A 20,821-nucleotide genomic window follows, 5' to 3' on the forward strand; every position below is an offset into this window, starting at 1 on the left:
GAGCCCGGGCCCGTGCCCTGAGCCTGTCGAAGGGCCGAGGTGGGGTGGGCGGCGAGTGGACCCTGCAAGGAATCGACCACTCGTGGTGGATGCTGCAGCGCTGCAAGGCTGAGCGTCCTTACCGGACACTGATGACTGGTCGATTTCTTGCACGGCTGACATCCACTGCGGCCCTTCGACAGGCTTAGGGCGCGGCGCGGAGGTGGCGGAGAGCCGGATCAGTAGCTGCTCCCGGCCGCGAGCGAGACCGAACCGACCGGGTGCCAGACGGTCTTGATCTCGAGGAAGGCGCGCAGCCGGGCCGTCCCCGGGGGTCCGGTGAAGTCCGGGACGCCCTTGGGCACATAGACGCGCTTGACGGTGCCGGCCGCAGCCTGCTCCAGGGCCAACCGGAGCTCGACGTCGGCGCCGGTCAGGTCGAGCCCGTTGACATCACCGTGCGCGGCCAGGTGGGGAGCGATCTCGGCGGCTCTTCCGGTGAGGATGTTGACCACCCCCGCCGGTACGTCGGAGGTCGCCAGCACCTCGGCGAGGGTGATGGCCACGCAGGGGTCGTCCTCGGCGGCGATCACCACAGCGGAGTTCCCGCCCGTGATGACGGGAGCCAGCACCGACACCAGCCCGAGCAGCGGCGACCCGGCAGGGGCGACAACGGCGACGACCCCGGTCGGCTCGGGCGCCGAGTAGGAGAAGTACGGGCCCGAGACCGGGTTCGCACCGCCGAAGACGGCGCTGAGCTTGTCGGTCCAGCCGGCGTAGTGCACCAGCCGGTTCACCGCCGCGTCGACCTCCGCGCCGGCGGCCCGGGCGCTGGCACCGGTGCTGGTGCTGATCAGCTCGACGAACTGCGCCCGGCGACCCTCCAGCATCTCTGCGATCCGGTAGATCACCTGGCCCCGGTTGTAGGGGGTCGCCTTCGACCAGGCTCCGACACCCTTTCGGGCGGCGGCGACGGCGTCCCGGCCGTCCTTGCGCGAACCCAGTGCGGCGTTTGCCATGAAGTTCCCCTTGATGTCGCGGACCGGGTAGGTGCGACCCGACTCCGATCGGGGGAAGGCCCCGCCGAGGTAGAGCTTGTAGGTCTTGCTGACCGACAGATGCGCCATCAGAGTGTCGCCCCCTCGTCCTTGGCGGTCCGGGACCGGCTGCCGCCGAGCACCGCCTCATCGTCGGTCTCCAGATAGGCGGCCAGCCCCGACGGGCCGCCCTCCCGCCCGAATCCGGATTCCTTGTAGCCGCCGAAGCTGGCCGCCGGGTCGAACCGGTTGAACGTGTTGTCCCAAATCACCCCGGCCCGCAGACCGGCGGCCATCCCCATCGCCCGCGAGCCCTTCTCGGTCCAGACCCCGGCCGACAACCCGTAGGCGGAGTTGTTGGCCTTGCTGAGCGCCTCCTCCGGCGTACGGAAGGTCAGCGTCGTCAGCACCGGGCCGAAGATCTCCTCGCGGGAGATCCGCATCGACGGTGTTGCGGAGGTGAAGATCGTCGGCGACAGGTAGTAACCGTTGCTCGGCAGCGGGCACGACGACGACCAGAGGTCGGCTCCCTCGGCCGCGCCGGCCGCCACCAGGTCCTTGATCCGGCCGAGCTGGGCTGCCGAGTTGATCGCTCCCACGTCGGTGTTCTTGTCCAGAGGGTCGCCGACCCGCAGGGTCTCCACCCGGTCCTTGAGCCGGTCGGTGAACTCCTCCGCGATCGACTCCTGGACCAGCAGCCGGGATCCGGCGCAGCAAACCTGCCCCTGGTTGAAGAAGATGCCGTTGACGATGCCCTCGATGGCCTGGTCCTGGGCGGCGTCGTCGAAGACGATGTTGGCGCCCTTGCCGCCGAGCTCCAGGGTCAGCTTGCGGCCGGTGCCGGCCAGCTGGTGCTGGATCCTGCGACCCACGGCGGTCGAACCGGTAAAGGCGACCTTGTCGATGCCCGGATGGGTGACCAGCGCCTCACCCACGTCCCCGGCACCGGTGACGATGTTGACCACGCCGGGCGGAAGGTCCGCATCAGCGATGATCTCGGCCAGCACCAGGATCGACAGCGGGGTGGTCTCGGCCGGTTTGATCACCACGGTGTTGCCGGCCGCCAGGGCCGGGGCGATCTTCCAGGACGCCATCAGCAGGGGGAAGTTCCAGGGAATGACCTGTCCGGCCACGCCGAGCGCGGCAGGCGCCGGACCGAGGCCGAGGTGCTGGAGCTTGTCGGCCCAGCCGGCGTGGTAGAAGAAGTGCTGGGCCGCGGTCGGGACGTCGAAGTCCCGGGTCTCCTTGATCGGCTTGCCGTTGTCGAGCGTCTCGACCACGGCCAGCTCACGGGACCGCTCGGCGATCCCCCGGGCGATCCGGAACAGGTACTTGCCCCGCTCGGCCCCGCTCATCCGGGACCAGACGCGCTGGTAGGCCCGCCGCGCCGCGGCGACCGCCCGGTCGACATCCTCGGCGGTCGTGGTCGACACGGTGGCGAGTCGCTCGGCCCGGCCAGGGTTGATCGTGTCCAGGTCGGCTCCGTTGCCCTCGACGAACTCCCCGTTGACGAACGGCAGATAGCGGTCCCTGATGCCGGCGATCGCGCTCGACTCCGGCGCCGGAGCGTAGTCCCAGTCCATGATCACAAACCTCTCGCTGGTCAGTCGACGGTGACGTAGTCGGGGCCCGAGTAGTGGCCCTCGAGCTGGGTCCGTCGCTGCATGATCAGATCATTCAGCACCGACGATGCGCCGAACCGGAAGTAGTGCGGATCCAGCCACTCCACTCCCGCGACCTCCTTGACCGCCACCAGATAGCGGATCGCGTCCTTGCTGGTACGGATGCCGCCGGCGGGTTTGACCGCACGCTGCTCCCCGGTCTGGGCCTTCCAGTCCTTCACGGCCTGCAACATCACATGGGTGACCGGCAGGGTGGCGGCCGGGCTGACCTTGCCGGTCGAGGTCTTGATGAAGTCGCCGCCAGCGAGCAGCGCGAGCCAGGACGCGCGGCGCACGTTGTCGTAGGTGGCCAGCTCGCCGGTCTCCAGGATCACCTTCAGCCGGGCCGGGCCGCACACCTCCTTGATCGCCCGGATCTGCTCGAAGACCTGGCCGAACCGGCCGGAGAGGAAGGCGCCGCGGTCGATCACCATGTCGACCTCGTCGGCGCCGGCGTCGACAGCGAGCCGGGCGTCGGCCAGCTTCACCTCGAGGCTGGAGCGGCCCGAGGGGAACATGGTCGCCACCGACGCGACCTTGACCCCGGACCCCCGCAGCTCGTCGACGGCGACAGCCGCCAGGTCCGGGTAGACGCAGACGGCGGCCGTCCGGGGGGTGTCCGGATGGTCGGGGTCGGGCAGCATCGCCTTCCGCGACAGGTTGCGGACCTTGCCGACGGTGTCGGCGCCCTCCAGCGTGGTCAGGTCCACCATCGAGATGGCCAGGTCGATGGCGGCCAGCTTGGACTCCCGCTTGATCGAACGGGTGGCCAGCCCGGCCGCACGCTGCTCTATCCCCACCGGGTCGACGCCCGGCAGCCCCAGCAGGAACCGCCGCAGCGAGGACTCGTCGGTGGTCGCGTCAGCGAGGTGGGCAGGCAGCGCCGGGGACGGCTCGACCACCGCCGACTCTGCCCGCGCCCGGGTTGTGGCTGTGCTCATGAGGCGATCCTATGGGCACCGAGGCGGCTGGACACGTCAGCGACGGCGGCCGCCCGCGCGCTCGCTCAGCACGGGCGACCCGGCAGCGTCAGCCCAGCCCGAGGGCCAGCGCCATCTCCTCGCGCACCTGCTCGAGCCGCCCGCGGGCCTCGACCCGGGCAACGGCCAGGTCCTGGCTCTGGTCGGCGGGGATCCGGGCCTCCAGGTAGCACTTGAGCTTGGGCTCCGTCCCCGATGGGCGGACCACTACGGTGACCCGATCTCCGGACAGCCGGACCGCGTCGGTGGCCGGCAGGTCCGCCGAGCCGAGGCTCAGGTCGAGGACCCGGACGGCCTCACCACCCAGTTCCGTGGGCGGGTTGGCCCGCAGCCGGGCCATCGCCGCGTCGATCAGCGCCAGGTCACTCACCCGTACGGCCAACTGGTCGGTGGCGTGGACGCCATAGGTTCGGGCGATCTCGTCCAGCCGGTCGCTCAGCGTGCAGCCCGCCGCCTTCAGCTCAGCCGCCAACGCCAGCACCCGCACCACCGCCGAGATGCCGTCCTTGTCGGGCACGGCCGTCGGGTCGCAGCAGTAGCCGAGCGCCTCCTCGTAGCCGAACGCCAGGCCGGGGACCCGACCGATCCACTTGAACCCGGTCAGCGTCGTGACGAACGGCTGGCCGTAGGCCGCCGCCATCGTCGCCAGCAGGGAGCTCGACACGACCGAGCAGGCGAACGTGCCGGTGACGCCACGGCGGAGAGCGTCGTCGCCGAGCAGCGCCCCGAGCTCGTCGCCACGGAGCATCCGCCATTCCCGGTCGGGTCCGACCGGCACCGCCACCGCGCACCGATCGGCGTCCGGGTCGTTGGCCACCACCAGGTCGGCGCCGATCCGTTCCGCCTGGGCCAGCGCCAGATCGATCGCGCCAGGCTCCTCCGGGTTGGGGAAGGCGACCGTCGGGAACGCCGGGTCCGGCTGGACCTGCTCGGCGACGACGCTGGCGTCGGCGAAGCCGGTCCGCCGCACCGCTGCTGCCACCGCCTTGGCGCCGACCCCGTGCAGCGGCGTGTAGACCCAGCTGAGGTCGTGCCGGGCGGTGGCAGGCACCAGACTCGCGATCCGGTCGAGGTAGGCGTCCAGCAGCTCGTCACCGAGCACGCTGTAGCGGTCGGATCGGGCGATGTCGGCCAGGTCACCGGCGGCCGCCCGGGCGATCTCGGCGGCGATCAACCCGTCGACCGGGGGGATGATCTGCGACCCGTCGCCGAGGTAGACCTTGTACCCGTTGTCCTGAGGCGGGTTGTGCGAGGCGGTCACGACGACCGCGGCGACACAGCCGTAGTGCCGGATGCCGAAGGCGATCACCGGTGTCGGAGTCGGCTCGCCCACCACCATCGCCTCGAAGCCGTTGCCGGCCATGATCTCGGCGGTGTCGCGGGCGAAGATGTCGGAGTTGTATCGGGCGTCGAACCCGATCAGCACCCTGCCGCCGGCCAGCTGCTGGCTGCGGAGATAGCCGGCCAGGCCGGCGGCAGCCTGGCTGACGACGACCCGGTTCATCCGGGCCGGCCCGGGCCCGAGCGGGGCCCGGAGCCCGGCCGTGCCGAACGTCAGCGGGCCGCTGAAGGCATCGACCAGCTCTGCGGTCGCCGCTGCGTCGCCACCGTCGGCCTTGAGCAGCAGGTCACCGAGCGCCAGACCGGTGGCGGTGTCCGGATCCTGCTCCCGCCAGGCGGCGATCCTGGTTCGCAGCTCTGCTCCGAGCCGGGGCTCCTGCGCGGGCATCAGAGCGCACCGGCCAGTCCGGACAGCAGCTCGCGCAGCACCGGCGCTGCGGCGCGGCCGGCTTCGATCACCTCGGCGTGATCCAGGGGCACTGCGGAGATCCCGGCCGCCGGGTTGGTCACCAGCGAGATGGCGAGCACATCAAGGCCGGCCTCCCGGGCGGCGATCGCCTCCAGCGCGGTGGACATCCCCACCAGGTCACCGCCGAGGATCCCGGCCATCCTGACCTCGGCCGGCGTCTCGTACTGGGGTCCGCGGAACTGGACATAGACCCCCTCGGGCAGCTCGGGGCGGACCGTCCGGGCCAGGGCCCGCAGCTGCGGGGAGTAGAGGTCGGTGAGGTCCACGAAGCGGGCGCCGACCAGGGGAGTGGTGCCGGTCAGGTTGAGATGATCACTGATCAGCACCGGCGTTCCGGGGCTCCAGTCCGGGTTGAGGCCGCCGCAGCCGTTGGTCAGCACGACGGTGCGCGCCCCGGCCGCTGCCACGGTCCGGACACCGTGGACGACCTGCGCCTCGCCGCGCCCCTCATAGAGATGGGTGCGGCCGGTGAACACCGCGGCCACCTTGCCGGCCGGCGTCCGGACCAGCCGCAGCGAGCCACCCTGTCCGGCCACCACCGGCCGGGCGAATCCGGGCAGCTCGGCGAGGGCGCAGTCGCCGATCGGCTCCCCCAGGGCGTCGGCGGCGGACGACCAGCCGGAGCCCAGGACCAGGGCGAGGTCGAGCGCGGGGAGGTCGAAGCGGGCCAGCAGCGCAGCGCCTGCCTCGGCCGCCAGCTGGTAAGGATCGGTGGCGGCGGGAAGCGGACTGCTGTCGGTCACAGGGGCACTATAGACACTGGGCGGGCGGGACACCGGAAGGGTGGACGCACCGGTGTCGGTCAGCGAACGCCCCGGAGGTAGCCGCCGGCGTCGGTGGCCAGTCGGTGCAGCGCAGCCACCATCGTGTCCACCTCGGCACACGTGTTGTAGAAGGCCAGCGACGGGCGCACGGTCGCCTCCAGTCCCAGCCGGCGCAGGATCGGCTGGGCGCAGTGATGGCCGGCTCGCACGGCGATGCCCTCCTGGTTCAGCGCCGACCCGACCTGCTCCGCTGTGTAGCCGTCCAGCACGAAGGAGAGCACGCTGGCCTTCTCTGCTGCGGTTCCCACCAACCGCAGGCCCGGCACCTCGCGCATCTGGGCGGTGGCGTACCGCACGAGGAAGTGCTCGTACTCGGCGATGGCCTCAATGCCGATCCGCTCCACATACTCCAGCGCCGTGGCCAGGCCGGCAGCGTCGGCGATGTTGCCGGTGCCGGCCTCGAACCGGTGCGGTGGCCGCTGGTACGTCGATCGCTCCAGGGTGACATCGATGATCATGTTTCCGCCGCCCTGCCAGGGCGGCAGATCCTCCAGCACCTCCGGCCGGCCGTGCACCACCCCGATCCCTGTCGGCCCGAAGATCTTGTGGCCGGAGAAGACGTAGAAGTCCGCGCCCAGTTGCTGCACGTCCACCCGCAGATGGGGGACCGACTGCGCCCCGTCGATCAGCACCCGCGCGCCGGCCCGGTGAGCAAGATCAACAATGTCTGCCGCCGGGGTGATCGTCCCCAGTGCGTTGGACACATGCGTGACCGCGACGAGCCTGGTCCGATCCGACAGCAGCCGCGCATAGTCGTTCATCAGCAGCTCTCCGGCATCGTTGACGGCGATGACCTTGATCACCGCACCGGTCTCCAGCGCCAGCATCTGCCAGGGAACGATGTTCGCATGGTGCTCGAGGTGGGAGATGATGATCTCGTCGCCGCTCTTGATGTGCTTACGTCCCCAGGTCTGGGCCACCAGGTTGATCGCCTCGGTCGCGCCGCGAACGAAGATGATCTCCTCGGCCGAGCCGGCGTTGAGGAACCGGGCGACGCCTGCCCGGGCACCTTCGTACGCATCGGTGGCCCGCGCGGCCAGGGTGTGCGCTCCACGGTGGATGTTGGAGTTCTCGTGCGCATAGAAGTGGACCAGCCGTTCGATCACGGCCAGCGGCTTCTGGGTGGTGGCGGCGTTGTCGAACCAGATCAGCGGCCGGCCGTTGACCCGTTCGGCCAGGATCGGGAAGTCCCGGCGGAGCGTCTGGACGTCGAACGGCGGATGCGGGTCGCCCGGCAGCTGCGGCACCCGGCCCTCACCGGCCCAGCCGGGGACGGGATTCCGCTCGATGATCTCGAGGCCACGTGGTCCGTGACCGGGACTCGGCTGGTCCAGGAAGTAGTAGTGCGGGGTGATCGAGCCGATGCCGGGCCGGCGTGCCGGCTCGGTGATCGGCACCGGCCCCGCCGAGCGCGAGCCGGTCGGGGGCGGGCCGATCAGCGGTGGCAGCGGGTCGAGGAACTGGGGCACGGTGACGGAGTCCAGCGTGCCACCGGGGGTCTGGTGTCCAGCAGAGCCTGCCGGGTTGTCCTCGACGGTCGTCCCGGGCAGAGCGGCGAACAGCGCGTTGGCGAGCCGGCTCAGCGTCGCCTCGTCCGGCAGCCAGCCGGGCAGGTCGGAACCTGACGGCTCACTGGTAGTTGGGTGCGTAATCATGGATCCTGCCCACCTCCGCGTCGTCGAGCACCGCCACCGCGTCCTCGGTCAGGATCACCAGCGAGCAGTACAGCGAGATCAGGTAGGAGGCGATCGCGCTGCGGTCGATGCCCATGAACTTGACGGCCAGCCCGGGTCCCTGTTCACCGGCCAGCCCCGGTTGGAACAGGCCGATCACGCCCTGTCGGGACTCGCCGGTGCGGATCAGCAGGAACTTCGTCCTGCCGCCGACCAGCGGCACCTTGTCCGACGGGATGATCGGAAGACCCCGCCAGGTGAGGAACTGGGAGCCGAACAGGCTGACGGTGGGCGGCGGGACCCCGCGGCGGGTGCATTCCCGACCGAAGGCGGCGATCCCCTCCGGATGGGTGAGGAAGAAGCCTGGTTCCTTCCAGACCTTGGCGATCAGGTTGTCAAGATCATCCGGTGTCGGTGGCCCGGCGAGGGTCTTGATCCGCTGTGAGGTGGCGGTGTTGGCGATCAGCCCGTAGTCGGGGCTGTTGATCAGCTCACCTTCCTGGTGCTCCTTGATCGCCTCGATCGTCAACCGCAGCTGATGGGCGGTCTGGTTGTGCGGACTGGAGTACAGGTCTGCGACCCGGGTGTGTACGTCCAGGATGGTCGAGACGGCCTTGAGCCGGTATTCCCGGGGATCCCTGGCATAGTCGACGAAGGTCACCGGCAGCGGGGACTCGTCGTAGTTGTCGCACTCGACCTCGACCGTCTCCGGATGGTTCACCCGGGTGACCCGGTAGATGCCGGCCTCGACCGGAACCCAGGAGAGCAGGTGGACCAGCCATCGAGGGGTGATGGTGGACATCTGGGGGGCGGACTTGGTCGCGTTCGCCAGTGTCCGGGCGGCGTCGTCGCTCAGGGCCTGCGGGCGAGGTGCATCTGGTGCCATGGCTCACTCCTGACAATCCACCATTGGATAGTCCGCAGACTACCCAGGTTCTCGAGGCACCACAGCCCCTGAGCCCGGATTTGCGCGCTCACCTGGCGGCACTCCAGGGTTGCCGCCCTCGGCTACCAGCCGCTGGTGCAGGGCCGGGCGCGAAGGTCGCCGACGTAGTCGTCGGGGGCGCCGGCGGCCTCCGCCGCAGCGGCCAGCAGACCGATGCAACGGGCGCTCGGCAGGCCGCCCTCGAAGTCGTTGAGGACATAGACCCAGGCTGACTCCTCGCCCTCCAGGGTGGCGATCCGCAACCGCACCTTGCGATAGAGCCCCGAGCCTGCGCTCTCCCACTCATCGAGGGAGGTCTCGTCGGAGGCCGTGACGTCGTAGAGGGCGACGAACACCTGCGAGCCGCCGTCCTCGACCAGGGTCGGCAGCGCGCCGTCCCAGCCGTCGCCGCCGAAGGTGATGCGCCATCCCGGCAGCCAGCCGGTGCCCCGCAACGGGGAGTGCGGGCACCGTTCGCCCATCTGCCGGGGGTCGAGGTTGCTTCCGTACGCCGCATACAACACGACAGCGAGGCTACCGTCCGGCAGACGTGGAACAATGCGAGGCGTGACCCGAGTTGTGATCGTCGGTGGCGGACCAGGCGGATACGAGGCGGCGCTGGTCGGCAGCCAGCTCGGCGGCGAGGTGACCCTGGTCGACTCCGATGGGGTGGGCGGTTCGGCGGTGCTCACCGACTGCGTGCCCTCCAAGACGCTGATCGCGACGGCGGAGGCGATGAGCAAGGTGAAGAAGTCGCCGGAGCTGGGCCTGCGGTTCGGCCGATCGGGCGAGGAGACGGTCGAGGCCAACGTTCAGGTCGACCTGTCCGCCGTGAACCGCCGGGTGCTCGACCTGGCGATGGCCCAGTCACGCGACATCACCGAGCGGTTGACCCGCGAGGGTGTCCGGATCGTCGTCGGCCAGGGCCGACTCGACGGTCCCGAGCGGGTGGTGGCCCGGACGGCCGACGGCGAGCTGACCTTCGACGCCGACGTGGTGCTGGTCGCCACCGGCGCACATCCGCGGGTGCTGCCGGACGCGGTACCGGACGGCCAGCGGATCATGACCTGGACCCAGGTCTACCAGCTGACGGAGCTGCCGGAGCGGCTGATCGTCGTCGGCTCCGGGGTCACCGGCGCCGAGTTCGCCAGCGCCTACGACGCCCTCGGTGTCGACGTGGTGCTGGTGTCGTCCCGGGACCGGGTGCTGCCGGGGGAGGACGCCGATGCGGCGCAGGTGCTGGAGGACGTCTTCACCCGGCGCGGCATGACGGTGATGTCGAGGTCGCGGGCGGCCGCGGTGACCCGCGACGCTGACCAGGTCACGGTCAGCCTGACCGACGGCCGCAGTGTCACCGGATCGCACTGCCTGTTGGCCGTGGGCTCGATCCCGAACACGGCCGAGCTGGGTCTGCCGGAGGCCGGGGTGAGGTTGGACGCCGGCGGCTTCATCGAGGTCGACAAGGTGTCGCGCACCACAGCGCGCGGCGTCTACGCCGCCGGGGACTGCACCGGCGTACTGATGCTCGCGTCCGTTGCCGCCATGCAGGGCCGGATCGCGATGTGGCATGCCCTCGGCGACGCCGTCTCCCCGCTGGACCTGCGGGAGGTCTCCTCCAATGTGTTCACCGCGCCCGAGATCGCCACGGTCGGCTCGAGCCAGGCCCAGGTCGACAGTGGCGAGGTGCGCGCGATCGCGGTGACGCTGCCACTGAAGGGGAACGCACGCGCCAAGATGCAGGGCATCCACGACGGGTTCGTGAAACTGTTCTGTCTGCCCTCGACGGGGATCATCGTCGGTGGGGTGGTGGTGGCGCCGCAGGCCAGCGAGCTGATCCATCCGGTGTCGGTGGCCGTCACCGAGCGGATCACGGTGGACCAGTTCGCCCACGACTTCACCGTCTACCCGTCGCTGTCCGGATCGCTGGCCGAGGCCGCCCGCAGGCTGCACGGCCACAGCGTCGAGAAGCTCAACCAGGGGTGACCAGCTCCGGGGCTGAGGGTCCCGACCCCCGGCTGGACCAGGCTCTCCGGTTGCTGCGCGGCCGGCGCTGGGTCGCGCTGACCGGCGCCGGCGTCAGCACCGACTCCGGCATCCCCGACTACCGCGGTCCGACCGCGCCGAAGGCGACGCCGATGCTGTACGACGAGTTCGTCGGGTCCCGGGCGGCGCAGCAGCGGTACTGGGCCAGGTCCTACCTGGGCTGGCAGCGGATCGGCCGAGCCGAGCCGAACGCCGGCCACCGGGCCCTGGCGGCGCTGGAGCAGGCGGGGCTGATCGGGATCATCACCCAGAACGTCGACAACCTGCACACTGCCGCCGGCAGCAGCACCGTCGTCGATCTGCACGGGCAGATCGCCTGGGTGGTCTGTCTGGACTGTGGTGCCCGGGTCGACCGCGGCGAGGTGCAACGCCGGTTGGCCGAGCTGAACCGGGGGCTCGCTCCGGCCGCCGACCTCGGGCATGCCGAGCTACGCCCCGACGGGGATGCGGTGGTCGACGACTGGCAGGACTTCGTGTTGGTCGACTGCACCGTCTGCGGCGGTCGGCTCAAGCCGGACGTGGTCTTCTTCGGCGAGTCGGTGCCCCGGCCCAGAGTCGACCGGGCCTACCGGCTGGTCGACGCGGCCGAGGTGCTGGTGGTGGTCGGTTCGTCCCTGACGGTGATGTCCGGGCTGCGCTTCGTCCGCCACTCGGCCCGGAACGCCAAGCCGGTGGTGATCATCAACCGCGGCCGGACCCGTGCCGACGAGCTGGTCGAGGTGAAGATCGATGCAGGCTGCTCGGAGACGCTGACCCGGATGGTCGACCAGCTGGCCCCTTCTGCCAGAGTCTGAGGGTGCAGTCCGCTCGCTCCGCCCGCCCCACCGGAACACGGAGATCCCGGACCCGGGGGATCATCGTCCTCGGCCTGCTCTCGACCTTCGGGCCGATCTCGCTCGACCTCTACCTGCCGGCCCTGCCGCAGCTCGCCGACGACCTGCAGGCGAGCGCCTCCAGCAGCCAGCTCTCGATCACCGCCTGCCTGCTCGGGCTCGCTGCTGGCCAGCTGGTGGCCGGTCCGCTGTCGGACCGGCTCGGGCGTCGCCGACCGCTGATCGTTGGGCTGCTGCTCTACCTGCTCACGTCGGCCGCCTGCGCCTTCGCGCCGACGATCGGCGTACTGCTGGTCCTGCGGCTGCTGCAGGGACTCTCCGGCGCCGCCGGCCTGGTGATCTCCCGCGCCGTCGCCCGCGACCTCTACTCGGGCAGCGAGCTGGTGGTCTTCTTCTCCCGGCTGATGCTGGTCTCCGGCCTGGCGCCGGTGCTGGCACCGGTCCTCGGCGGTCAGCTCACCCGCGTCATGGACTGGCGCGGCATCTTCCTGGTGCTGGCCGGATTCGGGGTGGTGCTGCTGCTGGCCGGAAGCTTCGGTCTGACCGAGACGCTGCCACCGGAGCGGCGCACCACCGCAGCCGGGCTGTCGGCCACCCTGCGCGGCTTCCGGCCGATGCTCAGGGACAGGTTCTTCGTCGGAGCGGCCCTGTCGTCGGGCTTCGCCAGCGCCTCGATGTTTGCCTACATCGCCGGGGCCACGTTCGTGCTGCAACGCATCTACGGCTTGTCGGCGCAGGAGTTCTCCTTCGTCTTCGGAATGAACTCGATCGGCATCATGGCGATGAGCCAGCTCGGCGGCCGGCTGGCGGCCCGGCGGTCTCCGGCCGCGGTGCTGGCCCTCGGCCTGGTCGCCAACCTGGCCGGCGCGCTGTCGCTGGCCGTGACCGTGCTGACCGGGCTGCCGCTGCCGTTCCTGATCTGTTCACTGCTGGTGATGGTCAGCGCTGTCGGGCTGATCTTCCCGACGGCGACCGCCCTGGCCCTGTCCGACTACCCGCAGGCGGCCGGTAGCGCGTCGTCGCTGCTCGGGCTGGGGCAGTACGTGGTGGGCGCGCTGGCAGCGCCGCTGGTCGGTGTGGCCGGTCAGCAGACCGCCGTACCGCTGGGGCTGGTCGCGCTGGCCGCCAGCCTGACGGCGAGCGCGGTGTTCGTGACGCTGGTGCTGCCGGTCGTCCGCAGCCGCCGGCGGGCCCGGACCGGCTGATCGGCCGCGCACCCGCACCGTCGGACCTGGACGCTGCGCACCGGCGTCAGTCGAACACGTCGCCGAGCATGTCCCCGAAGCCGCTGCCGATGTCGCCGATTCCGTCGCCGATCCCGCTGCCGATGTCCCCGAGGCCCTCGCCGACGCCGCCGAACACGTTGCCCATGCCGCCGAACAGGAAGCTGCCGATCAGCACGCCGGAGAGCAGGTCACTGCCGCGCCAGTGGCTGTAGTAGCCCTGCGCCCACGGGGCGTAGGCCTGCCCGCCCTCCCAGTAGGGCACCCGCTGCGCGCCGACCTGGACCGTACGGATGTAGGGATCGGCACCGGCGAGCACCCGTTCGGCGTCGGCCGGACAGGCCGGGACGCCGCGCGGTACGCCACCGGCCGGCGCCCACTCGACGTCCTGCGACGACGGCCCGTGGGCCGGGTTGAAGAAGCACGGCGGTCGTTTCGCCGGCAGCGGGCCGCCGGCCACCCGCGCCTTGACACACGCGATGGCGTAGCGGCCGTCCTCAAGGATCTCGGTGACATGCTTGATCTCGTCGGGCCGTTGGACCGCATCCAGCGACAGCTTCGCGTCGTCATAGGCGTCCAGCGCGCGCTGGTAGTCCTGCTGCATCGGCTCGTTCAGCCTGTGCCCGGCGACATCGGTGTCCAGCCGCTGCAGCTCCTCACCGAACTTGGTCACGTCCTCATCGGCGGCCCGTTTCGACACCGTCAGCTGATTCTCCAGCTCGGCCTGTTCCGCGCGGGCCCGTTGCCGGGCCGTGTGGCGGCTGACGAGCAGCACGCCGCCGCCGAGCACACCGAGAACGAGGAGGAGAACCAGCAGATCCATGGCTTCAGTCTGCCTCGGCGGGGCCGGCGAATCGAACCTCTGCCGGAGTTCTTAACCCTTTTTAGGGCGCCCGCTCGTGCTAGTCGTCGAGGATCTCGCAGAGCACGAAACCGCTGGTGACAGTGGCGCCGACCTCGGCGATCAGCCCGCGGACGGTGCCGGGGCGGTGCGCCGCCAGCGGTTGCTCCATCTTCATCGCCTCCAGCACCACGATCAGATCGCCGGCTGACACCACGTCACCGTCGGCGACCGCGACCTTGACGATGGTGCCCTGCATGGGTGAGGTGAGGGCGTCACCCGAGGCGGGCTTGGCGCTGGCGCGGGAGGTCTTGCGGGCCGGCTTGCGAGCCCCCGGACCGCCGGCGCCGATGGCCGCAAGCTCGGCGGGCATGGTGACCTCCAGCCGCTTGCCGTTGACCTCGACGACCATCCGCGACCGCTCGGCCGGCTCCGCCGCCGCCGCCGGCTGCTGGTCGTACGGGGCGATCACGGTGCTGAACTCGGTCTCGATCCAGCGGGTGTGCACGCCGAAGTGTCCGTCGGGGGCGGTGAACGCGGGGTCGTCGAGGACTGCGCGGTGGAACGGCAGCACGGTCGGCATGCCCTCCACGACCATCTCGGCCAGGGCGCGCCGGGCCCGGGCCAGGGCCTGGTTCCGGTCGGCGCCGGTGATGACCACCTTGGCCACCAGTGAGTCGAAGCTTCCGGGCACCGTCATCCCGGTGAGGTAGCCCTCGTCGACCCGGACGCCGGGGCCCGAAGGCGGCCGCCAGGCGGTCAGGGTACCCGGAGCGGGCATGAAGCCGCTGCCGGCGTCCTCGGCGTTGATCCGGAACTCGATCGAGTGACCGGTGACGGCGGGGTCGCCATAGCCGAGCGCCTCGCCGTCGGCGATCCGGAACATCTCGCGGACCAGGTCGAGCCTGGTCACCTCTTCCGACACCGGATGCTCGACCTGGAGCCGGGTGTTCACCTCCAGGAAGGAGATCGTGCCGTCCAGCCCGACCAGGAACTCGCAGGTGCCGGCGCCGACGTAGCCGGCCTCGGCGAGGATCGCCTTGGACGCGTCGTACAGGGCCCGCTGCTGATCGGCGGACAGGAACGGGGCCGGCGCCTCCTCGACCAGCTTCTGGTGCCGGCGCTGCAGCGAGCAGTCGCGAGTGGAGACCACGACGACCCTGCCGTGGCTGTCGGCCAGGCACTGGGTCTCGACATGCCGCGGCCTGTCCAGGTAGCGCTCGACGAAGCACTCGCCCCGGCCGAAGGCGGTGACGGCCTCACGGGTCGCGGACTCGAACAGCTCAGGGATCTCGCTCAGCTCGCGGGCGACCTTGAGGCCGCGTCCGCCGCCGCCGAAGGCCGCCTTGATGGCGATCGGCAGCCCGTACTGCTCGGCGAAGGCGACCACCTCGTCAGCGTCGGCGACCGGGTCAGCGGTGCCGGGGACCAGCGGCGCCCCCACCTTCTGCGCGATGTGCCGGGCCTGCACCTTGTCGCCGAGGGAACGGATCGCCGACGGCGGCGGACCGATCCAGGTCAGACCGGCGTCGAGCACGGCCTGGGCGAAGTCGGCGTTCTCGGCCAGGAAGCCATAGCCGGGGTGCACCGCGTCGGCGCCGCTGCGAGCGGCGATCTCCAGCAGCTTGGCCACGTCGAGGTAGGTCTCGGCTGGGGTCTGGCCGCCGAGGGCGTACGCCTCGTCAGCGAGCTGGGCGAAGAGGGAGTCAGCATCCGGATCGGCGTAGACGGCCACGCTGCCCAGCCCCGCGTCGGCGGCCGCACGGATGATCCGCACCGCGATCTCGCCGCGGTTGGCGACAAGCACCTTGCTGATTCCCACCGGTCCTCCTAGGTCAGGGTGTGTGCGTCTCGGAGTCTAGGGGTAGCCGGCCCCGATTGGGCAGCGCCCACCCCGGGCCGGCCGGGGAGGGACGAGCGCCGCGTCCCGGGTGCAGTCGAACCGTGTCACCCGGGCGGAGCTGAGCCGCCCGGTCACAGGAACGCTCGTCCAGAACGGCGATCACCGGGTAGCCGCCGGTGACCGGGTGGTCGGCCATGAAGATGAGTGGCTGACCTGACGGCGGCACCTGGACGGCACCTCGGAGGAGTCCCTCGGACGGCAGCTCCTGTCGCCTGACCCGCTTCAGTGGTGGGCCCTGCAGCCGGACCGCGACCCGGTTGCTGTCGCCGGTCACCGTCCACGCCACCGCACTCCAGGTCTCCACCGACGACGGCTCGAACCAGTCCATCCGCGGCCCTGGTGTCCAGTGCAGCCGATCGGTCGCAGCCCTCGACGGGGCGAAGTCCGTCGGCGGTAGCTGGCCGGTCGGAGCCAGGATCCGTAGCTGCTGCCCGTCGACCATCGGCGGTGGCCCCAGCCCGGACAGCACGTCGGCGCTCCGGCTGCCGAGCGTCGTCGGCGCCTCGATGCCGCCCCGCACGGCCAGGTAGTTGCGCAGCCCGACCGCAGGTGGGCTGACGGTCAACCGGTCGCCGCTGACCAGCCGGATGCCGGTGTGCGATGACGTCGGGGTGCCGTTCACCACCACCTCCGTCCGGGCCCCCGTCACGGCGACCCAGTGCAGGTCGGTGGCACGAATGGTCAGGCCGCCCAGGGTGGTCTCCAGCACGGCAGCGTCCTCGGAGTTGCCGACCAGCCGGTTGGCCAGCCGCAGGCCGAACCGGTCCGCCGCACCGGAGGGTGACACCCCCAGATGGGCCAGCCCCGGTCTGCCGAGGTCCTCGACCAGGGTGAGTGGGCCGGCCCGCTCGACGACGATCATGGTGCCCCTGCCCGGTCGCTGAACCGGACCCGGGTGCCCGGCTGCAGCAGCGCCGCCGGGCTCCGGTCCAGATCCCACAGCGCCAGATCGGTCCGGCCGATCAGCTGCCAGCCGCCGGGCCCCTCCCGCGGGTAGACCCCGGACCAGTGGTCGGCCAACCCGACGGCGCCGGGCGGCACCCTGGTGCGCGGGGTGGTTCGGCGAGGCACCCGCAGTCGGTCGTGCTCACCGACCAGATAGGCGAAACCGGGCGCGAACCCGCAGAAAGCGACGGTCCAGAGCTGGCCGGTGTGGGCAGCGACCACCGCCGCTGGCGTCATCCTCGACAGCCGAGCCACCTCCGCCAGGTCCTCCCCGTCATAGCTGGTCTCGATCACCACCACCTCGGTCGGGTCCGCAGCCGGGGCCGCCGCCGGCGCCTCCAGCAGCAGCGACTGCGACGCCGGCGTCAGCGGGCCGCTCAGCCGCAGCAGCAGCGAGCGGGCACCCGGCACGATCTCGACGATCTCCGGGCAGCGCCGACTGCGGAGGGTGGCGTGCAGACCCAGGGCGTCGGCCAGGTCGGCGCACTCCACCAGGGCGGCGCTGTCGCCGTAGGGGAGGAGCCGTCGCCGGTGGCCCGGTGCTCGATCAGGTTGTGCCATCGGTCAGTCCGAGGTGAACGGTCGGATCTCGATCCCGGCCGCGACCAGACACTCACGTACGGCGGCAGCCATCGCCACCGACCCGACGGTGTCGCCGTGGATGCAGAACGAGTCCGCCCGTTGCTCCTTGGCCGCCTGCAGGGCCCGCTGGGACGCCTCGTCCGGGTCGCTGATCAGCGCGTCCGGCTGCCGGCGGTCTACCAGCCGGCCGTCCGCGGTGTAGTTGCGGTCGACGAAGTACTCGGTGATGGTGGAGATCTGGTGATCCTCGGCGATCCGCAGCAGAGCCGACCCGGGCAGTCCCACTATGGGAAGGTCACGGCCGAACGCCTCGACGGCCGTGACCACGGCGTACGCCTGCTCCTCATGGTCGACGACGGTGTTGTAGAGGGCGCCGTGCGGCTTGAGATAGCTGACCTGGCCGCCGACGCTGCGGGCCAGCGCGTCCAGCGCGCCGATCTGGTACAGGATGTCGGCGCTGAGGTCGGAGAGCGAGATGTCGATGAACCGACGACCGAACCCGACCAGGTCGTGGTAGCCGACCTGGGCGCCGATCCGCACCCCCCGGCGGACCGCCTCTCGGCAGGTGACCCGGATCGTCGCCGGGTCGCCGGCGTGGAAGCCGCAGGCCACGTTGGCGCTGGTGATCAGGTCGAGCATCGCCTCGTCGTCGCCCAGCGTCCAGCGGCCGAACGACTCGCCCAGGTCGGCGTTCAGGTCGATGGCCACGGCCACAGCCTAGGCGCGGCTGGTCAGCCTTGACGCGGGTGGTGGGGAAAAGGTGCGGGGCCGCTGAAAGTATGAGTCTCAGCGGCCCCGCGGTCGATCGGAGTGGCGTGACGTCTCCGATCTCACGGGCGGGCCAGAGGATCAACCAGCCTCGTCACCGGCTGGCTCGGCGAGTCTCCTCGCCGGCTGAAACCTGATTTCCGTCCGATCCCGCCTCTCCTTGCGGAGGGGCGTGAGACAGTTCTACCGCCGTGACGACCAGGCCGCAAGGCCTTGCAGCAAAGAAGATCCGCCCAGCTTGGACGTCCACACCCTCCTCCACAGCTGGGTCTCGTTCACCCACCGTTCGGGCACACTTTTCCACCGTTACGACGCTCGTCCTGTGGACGCAGGAACAAGCCAGCTCGGAGCGGATCGATGCCGCGGAGCCTCTGCAAGGGTGGCTCGGTGTCCCCAGGCTGACTAGCCTGGGAACGTGCAACCCACAGCGGATAGCCCTGTCCCCGACCATCCGGTTCCGGACAGGAAGGACTGGACCTGGACTCTGAGCGAGCGGTGTCCCGAGTGCGGCCTGTCCGCAGGCGAGGTCCCGGTGGACGAGCTCGCCGACCGGGCCGAGGCCGCCGCCGTCGAGTGGGTGCAGATCCTGACCTCGAGCCCGGCGGTGACGTTCCGTCCCAGCCCGATCGTCTGGTCGGCACTGGAGTACGGGGCGCACGTACGCGACGCGTTCCGGCTGTTCGATGCCCGGCTGGCTCTGATGCTGGTCGAGGACGATCCGGTCTTCGACAACTGGGACCAGGACGAGACGGCCATCGCCGAGGGCTACGCCGAGGCCGACCCGGACCAGGTGGCCGAGGAGCTGTCGTCGGCTGCCGCCAGCTTCGTCGCCCGGGTCCGGGCTCTGGAGCCGTCCCAGCTCGACCGGCCGGGGCGACGCTCCGACGGCGCCGAGTTCACCGTGACCACCTTCATCCAGTACCTGCTGCACGATGTCCTCCACCACCTTTGGGATGTCACCGGGCAGCAGGCTGAGGCCCTCTCTGTGCCCTGACCTGTGGTCCGGGCGCCCCGGTCGCCCGACCGGGTGAGGCCGCTCAGCGTTGACGTCTCGGGTCGGGAAGGCTTTCCAGGTCCTGCCGGCAGCGCAGCTCCAGCTCGTCCAGCTCGGCCAGCGCCTCCTCGAGGTCCTGGCGCTTCTGCTCCAGGGCCGCCTTGCGCTGACGGATGTCGCTGATCAGGAACTCCAGCTGCCCGCGCTCCCCGGGCGAGCTGTCGTACATGTCCACGATGGTGGCGATCTCGTCCAGGCTGAAGCCCAGCCGCTTGCCGCGCAGGATGAGCTGGAGTCGGACCCGGTCACGCGGATGGAACACCCTGGCCGTACCGACCCGTTCGGGGCTGATGAGCCCCTTGTCCTCGTAGAAGCGAATGGTCCGCAGGGTGGTGTCGAACTCGGCAGCGAGCTCACCGATCGACCAGGTGCGCGTGCTCTGCTGCATGGTCTCCGTCCGGGTGGGGCGCCGAGGCAGTCTGCGGGATTGCGTTCGACGCGATCGTACCTTACGTTTACGTCAACGTCAGTTGTACCCGTCAGGGCGATCAGGGGGCGCGGCCATGTCCGACTCAGCACCGGGTTACGCGTTGTCCGACGAGCACAACGACTTCCGGGCCATGGTCGCCGACTTCGCCGCCGCCGAGATCGCCCCGTACGCCGAGCAGTGGGACCGCGAGCACACCTTCCCGCTGGACGCGGTCAAGAAGATGGGTGCGATCGGTCTGTTCGGCCTGCACGCACCTGAGGAGTACGGCGGCGCCGGCGACTTCACCAGCCTGTGCGTGGCGATCGAGGAGATCGGCCGGGTGGACCAGTCCCTCGGGATCACCCTTGAGGCCGGGGTCGGACTGGGCATCAACCCGATCGCCAGCTTCGGGACCCCGGCGCAGAAGGAGGAGTGGCTGCCGAACCTGATCGCCGGCAGGGCGCTGGCCGGCTTCGGGCTGACCGAGCCGGAGGCCGGCTCCGACGCCGGTGCCACCCGGACCAGGGCCGACCTGGTCGACGGTGAGTGGGTGGTCAACGGCGCCAAGCAGTTCATCACCAACTCGGGCACCGACATCACCTCGGTCGTCACAGTGACGGCCCGGACCGGCGTCCGCGAGGACGGCAAGCCGGAGATCTCGTCCCTGCTGCTGCCCACCGACAGCGAGGGACTCACTGTCGAGCCGCCGTACCGCAAGCTGGGCTGGCACGCGTCGGACACCCATCCGCTGACGTTCACCCACGTGCGGGTGCCCGAGGCGAACCTGCTGGGTGAGCGGGGCAAGGGGTTTGCGCAGTTCCTGGCCATCCTCGACGACGGGCGGGTGGCGATCGCCGCGCTGGCCCTGGGCTGCATCCGCGCCTGCCGGGATCTGGCTGCGGCCTACGCGCTGGAGCGGACGACCTTCGGGGTCCCGATCGGGCGGAAGCAGGGAGTGGCGTTCCAGATCGCCGACCTGGACGTGATGGCGCACACCGCTGACCTGCTGGTCTACTCCGCTGCCGCGCTCAGGGACCGCGGTGGGAGCCCGGCGGAGTTCCGGCGGGCGGCGGCCATCGCCAAGCTGTACTGCACCGAGGCTGCGGTGACGGCCACCCGGACCGCCACCCAGGTCTTCGGCGGCTACGGGTTCATGGAGGAGTACCCGGTGGCGCGGTTCTATCGCGACGCCAAGGTGCTGGAGATCGGTGAGGGCACCTCGGAGGTGCAGCGGATGGTGATCGCCCGGGGCCTCGGCCTGCCGGTCGAGTGAGCGCAGGCGCACGGCCCGGGGCGGCAGCAATCGGGCAGGATGGGGGCAGGGTGAACCG

19 protein-coding genes are annotated in these 20,821 nt (G+C 70.7%); 5 read left to right on the forward strand and 14 right to left on the reverse strand.

The genetic code is table 11. From position 1 onward, the window contains the following. Nucleotides 1-218: 218 nt before the first annotated feature. The 8 genes from JOE57_RS13200 to JOE57_RS13235 form a co-directional block, all read right to left on the reverse strand. Nucleotides 219-1,106: an aldehyde dehydrogenase family protein gene (locus JOE57_RS13200; protein ID WP_204918646.1), complete on the reverse strand. Its 888-nt coding sequence runs from the start codon at nt 1,104-1,106 to the stop codon at nt 219-221. Continuing rightward, nucleotides 1,106-2,599: an aldehyde dehydrogenase family protein gene (locus JOE57_RS13205; protein WP_239578941.1), complete on the reverse strand. Its 1,494-nt coding sequence runs from the start codon at nt 2,597-2,599 to the stop codon at nt 1,106-1,108. The genes JOE57_RS13200 and JOE57_RS13205 overlap by 1 nt, the downstream gene beginning before the upstream one ends. A 20-nt stretch (nt 2,600-2,619) precedes the next feature. After that, nucleotides 2,620-3,618 (reverse strand): deoxyribose-phosphate aldolase, encoded by a 999-nt coding sequence (gene deoC / locus JOE57_RS13210; protein ID WP_204918648.1) that lies wholly within the window; start codon nt 3,616-3,618, stop codon nt 2,620-2,622. 88 nt (nt 3,619-3,706) lie between these two features. After that, complete coding sequence (locus JOE57_RS13215) at nt 3,707-5,389, reverse strand: phospho-sugar mutase (RefSeq protein WP_420827701.1); 1,683 nt, start codon at nt 5,387-5,389, stop codon at nt 3,707-3,709. Continuing rightward, the gene (locus tag JOE57_RS13220; protein ID WP_338041302.1) at nt 5,386-6,210 is read right to left on the reverse strand and encodes a purine-nucleoside phosphorylase; all 825 of its coding nucleotides are present in this window, start codon (nt 6,208-6,210) and stop codon (nt 5,386-5,388) included. Before JOE57_RS13220 ends, JOE57_RS13215 begins: the two co-directional genes overlap by 4 nt. Nucleotides 6,211-6,269: 59 nt before the next feature. After that, entirely contained in the window at nt 6,270-7,946 is a 1,677-nt protein-coding gene (locus JOE57_RS13225) for a family 2A encapsulin nanocompartment cargo protein cysteine desulfurase (RefSeq protein WP_204918653.1), read from the reverse strand. Next, nucleotides 7,921-8,850, reverse strand: a complete 930-nt coding sequence (locus JOE57_RS13230) for a family 2A encapsulin nanocompartment shell protein (RefSeq protein WP_204918655.1) — start codon at nt 8,848-8,850, stop codon at nt 7,921-7,923. The genes JOE57_RS13225 and JOE57_RS13230 overlap by 26 nt, the downstream gene beginning before the upstream one ends. A gap of 122 nt (nt 8,851-8,972) precedes the next feature. After that, the gene (locus JOE57_RS13235) at nt 8,973-9,413 is read right to left on the reverse strand and encodes a gamma-glutamylcyclotransferase (protein WP_204918657.1); all 441 of its coding nucleotides are present in this window, start codon (nt 9,411-9,413) and stop codon (nt 8,973-8,975) included. 43 nt (nt 9,414-9,456) lie between these two features. Here JOE57_RS13235 and JOE57_RS13240 point away from each other — a divergent pair, with 43 nt between their 5' ends. From JOE57_RS13240 to JOE57_RS13250, 3 genes are read left to right on the forward strand one after another with little or no spacing between them, the layout of a single operon-like run. Continuing rightward, a complete protein-coding gene (locus tag JOE57_RS13240; protein ID WP_204918659.1) occupies nt 9,457-10,872 on the forward strand; it encodes an NAD(P)H-quinone dehydrogenase in 1,416 nt (471 codons plus the stop codon). After that, the gene (locus tag JOE57_RS13245; protein WP_204918661.1) at nt 10,869-11,726 is read left to right on the forward strand and encodes an NAD-dependent protein deacetylase; all 858 of its coding nucleotides are present in this window, start codon (nt 10,869-10,871) and stop codon (nt 11,724-11,726) included. The genes JOE57_RS13240 and JOE57_RS13245 overlap by 4 nt, the downstream gene beginning before the upstream one ends. Before the next feature lie 2 nt (nt 11,727-11,728). Next, a complete protein-coding gene (locus JOE57_RS13250) occupies nt 11,729-12,970 on the forward strand; it encodes a multidrug effflux MFS transporter (RefSeq protein WP_338041303.1) in 1,242 nt (413 codons plus the stop codon). 46 nt (nt 12,971-13,016) lie between these two features. Here the strand turns inward: JOE57_RS13250 and JOE57_RS13255 are convergent, their stop codons facing one another. From JOE57_RS13255 to JOE57_RS13275, 5 genes are all read right to left on the reverse strand, one after another. After that, nucleotides 13,017-13,811 (reverse strand): hypothetical protein, encoded by a 795-nt coding sequence (locus JOE57_RS13255; RefSeq protein WP_204918663.1) that lies wholly within the window; start codon nt 13,809-13,811, stop codon nt 13,017-13,019. A gap of 79 nt (nt 13,812-13,890) precedes the next feature. Continuing rightward, the gene (locus JOE57_RS13260; protein ID WP_338041304.1) at nt 13,891-15,651 is read right to left on the reverse strand and encodes an acetyl/propionyl/methylcrotonyl-CoA carboxylase subunit alpha; all 1,761 of its coding nucleotides are present in this window, start codon (nt 15,649-15,651) and stop codon (nt 13,891-13,893) included. A 13-nt stretch (nt 15,652-15,664) separates the two neighbouring features. Then, nucleotides 15,665-16,594, reverse strand: a complete 930-nt coding sequence (locus tag JOE57_RS13265; RefSeq protein WP_204918664.1) for a 5-oxoprolinase subunit C family protein — start codon at nt 16,592-16,594, stop codon at nt 15,665-15,667. After that, nucleotides 16,591-17,238 carry a 5-oxoprolinase subunit B family protein gene (locus tag JOE57_RS13270; protein WP_204918666.1) on the reverse strand — a complete coding sequence of 216 codons (648 nt, stop codon included), beginning with the start codon at nt 17,236-17,238 and terminating at the stop codon, nt 16,591-16,593. Before JOE57_RS13270 ends, JOE57_RS13265 begins: the two co-directional genes overlap by 4 nt. Before the next feature lie 3 nt (nt 17,239-17,241). After that, nucleotides 17,242-17,973 (reverse strand): LamB/YcsF family protein, encoded by a 732-nt coding sequence (locus JOE57_RS13275; RefSeq protein ID WP_420827677.1) that lies wholly within the window; start codon nt 17,971-17,973, stop codon nt 17,242-17,244. A gap of 469 nt (nt 17,974-18,442) precedes the next feature. Here JOE57_RS13275 and JOE57_RS13280 point away from each other — a divergent pair, with 469 nt between their 5' ends. Next, nucleotides 18,443-19,021, forward strand: a complete 579-nt coding sequence (locus JOE57_RS13280; protein ID WP_204918668.1) for a DinB family protein — start codon at nt 18,443-18,445, stop codon at nt 19,019-19,021. Between the two features lie 43 nt (nt 19,022-19,064). On the opposite strand, the gene JOE57_RS13285 is transcribed toward JOE57_RS13280, so the two are convergent. Next, nucleotides 19,065-19,469, reverse strand: coding sequence for a MerR family transcriptional regulator (locus tag JOE57_RS13285; RefSeq protein WP_204918669.1), 405 nt, complete (start codon nt 19,467-19,469; stop codon nt 19,065-19,067). A 115-nt stretch (nt 19,470-19,584) separates the two neighbouring features. On the opposite strand from JOE57_RS13285, the gene JOE57_RS13290 reads away from it, so the two are divergent. Beyond that, complete coding sequence (locus JOE57_RS13290; RefSeq protein ID WP_204918671.1) at nt 19,585-20,763, forward strand: acyl-CoA dehydrogenase family protein; 1,179 nt, start codon at nt 19,585-19,587, stop codon at nt 20,761-20,763. The last annotated feature ends 58 nt before the right edge of the window (nt 20,764-20,821 follow it).

This window comes from Microlunatus panaciterrae (assembly GCF_016907535.1).
Lineage (GTDB): Bacteria > Actinomycetota > Actinomycetes > Propionibacteriales > Propionibacteriaceae > Microlunatus > Microlunatus panaciterrae.

Bases quoted from the DNA above. Each gene is read 5' to 3' on its own strand.
- JOE57_RS13230 (WP_204918655.1), bottom strand. From the start codon at position 8,850: ATGGCACCAGATGCACCTCGCCCGCAGGCCCTGAGCGACGACGCCGCC.
- JOE57_RS13200 (WP_204918646.1), bottom strand. From the start codon at position 1,106: ATGGCGCATCTGTCGGTCAGCAAGACCTACAAGCTCTACCTCGGCGGG.
- JOE57_RS13270 (WP_204918666.1), bottom strand. From the start codon at position 17,238: ATGGCACAACCTGATCGAGCACCGGGCCACCGGCGACGGCTCCTCCCC.
- JOE57_RS13265 (WP_204918664.1), bottom strand. From the start codon at position 16,594: ATGATCGTCGTCGAGCGGGCCGGCCCACTCACCCTGGTCGAGGACCTC.
- deoC (WP_204918648.1), bottom strand. From the start codon at position 3,618: ATGAGCACAGCCACAACCCGGGCGCGGGCAGAGTCGGCGGTGGTCGAG.
- JOE57_RS13285 (WP_204918669.1), bottom strand. From the start codon at position 19,469: ATGCAGCAGAGCACGCGCACCTGGTCGATCGGTGAGCTCGCTGCCGAG.
- JOE57_RS13290 (WP_204918671.1), top strand. From the start codon at position 19,585: ATGTCCGACTCAGCACCGGGTTACGCGTTGTCCGACGAGCACAACGAC.
- JOE57_RS13205 (WP_239578941.1), bottom strand. From the start codon at position 2,599: ATGGACTGGGACTACGCTCCGGCGCCGGAGTCGAGCGCGATCGCCGGC.
- JOE57_RS13225 (WP_204918653.1), bottom strand. From the start codon at position 7,946: ATGATTACGCACCCAACTACCAGTGAGCCGTCAGGTTCCGACCTGCCC.
- JOE57_RS13255 (WP_204918663.1), bottom strand. From the start codon at position 13,811: ATGGATCTGCTGGTTCTCCTCCTCGTTCTCGGTGTGCTCGGCGGCGGC.